4 protein-coding genes are annotated in these 2,853 nt (G+C 26.6%); 2 read left to right on the top strand and 2 right to left on the bottom strand.

Going from position 1 to position 2,853, the window contains the following annotated elements; genetic code table 11:
* Together ACRC28_RS01435 and ACRC28_RS01430 are read right to left on the bottom strand one after the other, a co-directional pair.
* On the bottom strand, positions 1–461 hold a 461-nt coding region (locus ACRC28_RS01435; RefSeq protein ID WP_438541675.1), incomplete at its 3' end, for an ATP cone domain-containing protein.
* Positions 462–842: 381 nt separating this feature from the next.
* On the bottom strand, positions 843–1,238 hold the full coding sequence (locus tag ACRC28_RS01430; protein WP_438541674.1) for a hypothetical protein: 396 nt from the start codon (positions 1,236–1,238) through the stop codon (positions 843–845).
* A gap of 124 nt (positions 1,239–1,362) precedes the next feature.
* Here ACRC28_RS01430 and ACRC28_RS01425 point away from each other — a divergent pair, with 124 nt between their 5' ends.
* Positions 1,363–2,037 carry a hypothetical protein gene (locus tag ACRC28_RS01425; RefSeq protein WP_438541673.1) on the top strand — a complete coding sequence of 225 codons (675 nt, stop codon included), beginning with the start codon at positions 1,363–1,365 and terminating at the stop codon, positions 2,035–2,037.
* Between the two features lie 184 nt (positions 2,038–2,221).
* Positions 2,222–2,853 (top strand): Uma2 family endonuclease (locus ACRC28_RS01420; RefSeq protein ID WP_438541672.1); only part of this gene is annotated, 632 nt, incomplete at its 3' end.

The following is a 2,853-nucleotide window of genomic DNA, read 5'->3' as shown; positions in this document are numbered from 1 at the left end:
TCATGAGCTTGAACTATGTGAGTTGGGATAAGTTTTCTTCTTGAAATATCCTTTGAAACTTCACCTGCTATTAAATCTCTTTGTGTAGCTGCAACTACAGGGTTTTTGTTTGAATTTTCATTCATAACATCTTCATTTTGTCTGTTTAAAAGATTTAAAATACTTTCATCCGTAGTATTATGATTTCTTTTAAACTCATGTACAGCACGATAGCTTTCATAGGCTCTAGCTGTTTCTACTTGACCATAATGCACTAATCTATCATATACAAATCTTTCAATTTTAGAGATAGTTGGCATATTATCCTCTTTATTAAAGTGATTTTTAGCATCCATAGAAATTAACTTTGCGATATCTGGCATGTAAATACCACTACCGTTTCTCATTGCCTTTAAGACAGCTTCTCTAATCTTTTGCTCATCAAAAATGACCACGCTGCCATCTCGTTTTATTACGTCCATTTAAAACCACTCCTAGATAAAAAATTTATTTGAATTAAATATTTATGTAAAATATTTAAATGTAATTTTAAAAAAATACAGTCTATATTGTACCTCTAAAAAATACATAATACAACATATTGACTTTTTGAAGAGTGTATGAATAAAAGGCAATATGTAGCTTTAGGGAATTTAAAAAAATTTTTTGCAGAAAAAAGAGGGGGATTTGCAGATGGTAGAGTATAATTTTTTTTGTAAAATATTTTATCAGAGTCACTAGTTTTTTTAGTTAAGGACTTGTTTTTTATATAAAAAAGGAACTGAACACTATTTTTAGTGTAACAGCCCCTTAGTACTTTTATTTATTTTATGCATTATATACTTGCTTTCAAGTATCAATTTTCAAAAATATTCTTTAGGCATAATAACAATACCTATACTATTATTCTTTAAGTTTTTTTTATATAAAATTAATTTAAATTCTTCAAATTCTTCTTCATTAATTACCATTTTCAAATCTTTATTTCTCTTCAAAATCTCATTGTTATTTCTCAATATTCTATAATCTAATTGCGCTGTACAAATTACATCTCCAACTCTATATGGTTTCATTATTGATTTTAACTCCATTCTATAATTAAAATAAATTACCATTATCCAGATTGGAATAGCCATTATTATTAGCATTTTTGTATTGTTCGTAACAGATTCATATAAATACCCTGCATTTATATATTTATTATGTAAATAATTAATTGCAAGTATCTCTATTACTATAATTATAATAGATAAGAACACTAAATCTAGAATGTTTTTTTTTCTTTATTACTATCATTGTATATGAAAAATGGAGTTTGGCATGATATAGTTTTAATGGAGAGACGAAGCAGAAAAATATGATATAATTTCTCTATTACAGGAGATGAATGGAGGATTAAGTATGTCTATTATAAGTACAGTATTTTTGCCAGAGGGTATAGCTATGGCAGCAGATAGTAGATTAACAGGAGTAACAACTCATAGTGATGGAACAAAGGATAGGAGAACTTTAAGTGATAATTCACAAAAGTTATTTTTAATAAAGAATGGAAGTATAGGGATTTCTTGTTGTGGAGATGCTATTATTGCATCAAAATCTGTTGGAGATTTTATAAGAAGTTTTGAAATTGAAATGGTAAAAGATGAAGATAATATTATAGAAGTTGGAGAAAAACTATCTAAATACACAGAAGAAAAGCATGGAAAAGGTGTTATATATCATGTATGCGGATATTACAATGATGAGCAGTATGTTTACAATATAGTAAACAATGAAATAATAAGACCAAATTTAAATGATAAAAGTATAGTAGCAGGAGCCTCTTTTGATGGAGAAACTGATATTTTAATGAGTATAATGACAAATAAAAAAGCTAAAATTGATTGGAAGTTTATGCAGCTTAAAGATGGAATAGACTTTGCAGAATTTATGGTAGATTTGACTATAAAGACTCAAAGATTTACCCAAAGTTTAGCTACATGTGGTGGAGCTATTGATGTTTTAGTTATCACAAAAGATTATTCAAAATTTATAAAACATAAAATATTGAATCCATAGTAAGAAAATATATATGGAGTTATTTATGTAAAAACACTACAATATTACAACTATAACTATAGTATAGGAAGTATAAGAGAATTTCTGTTGACATTGTATAATAAATAGAAGATTTTGGTTAAACTAAAAGATAGATAGAATTTAATAGATACCTTATAATAAAGAAAAGAGAGGTGAGTAAAACATGAGTTTAGAGAAAGAAATTAAAAAATATACATTAGAAGAATTTGAAGAATTCCAAAAAAGGACAAGTGAAAAGCTAGAATATTATGATGGCGATATAGTATTGTCATCCACAACATCACAAAGACACAATGAAATAGTTTCTAATATAGTATCTACACTTAATAACATTATTCCAAATGGTTGCAAAGTATTTTCAGAAATGATAGAGGTTATATTAAAAAATGAATTTGAGGATTATAGATTTAAGCCTGATGCATTTGTAGTTTGTGGTGATTTTAAAAAGGTTGGTGAAAGCATTACAGATGTACCAAGTATTATTTTTGAAGTAGTATCTCCTAAATATGAAACTCACGATACAATTAGAAAAAGATTAGTTTATGAACTATTTAAAGTGAGAGAATATAATATTGTATTTCAAAATGGTGATGTAATACAGCATATATATGATTTTGAAAATGAAAGATATAATATAGAAGTATGCCATAATAGGGATATACTAAAAAGTAATGTATTTAAAGAGCTTAATCTTCCAGTTGAAGACATAATAGAAGGAAAGTATATAAAGGCATTAAGAAGTAGTATGGACATAGGGAAAAGTCTTTTAAACTTACTAGATGATGAAAAGATTAA

This window comes from Clostridium sp. (assembly GCF_051650885.1).
In the GTDB taxonomy this organism is placed as follows: Bacteria; Bacillota; Clostridia; order Clostridiales; family Clostridiaceae; genus Clostridium.
The sequence above is the reverse complement of the archived record's forward strand: the minus strand, read 5'-3'. Positions and strand labels throughout refer to the sequence as shown.

Coding starts and splice junctions, on each gene's coding strand:
- ACRC28_RS01425 (WP_438541673.1), top strand. CDS start 1,363: ATGAATGGAGGATTAAGTATGTCTATTATAAGTACAGTATTTTTGCCA.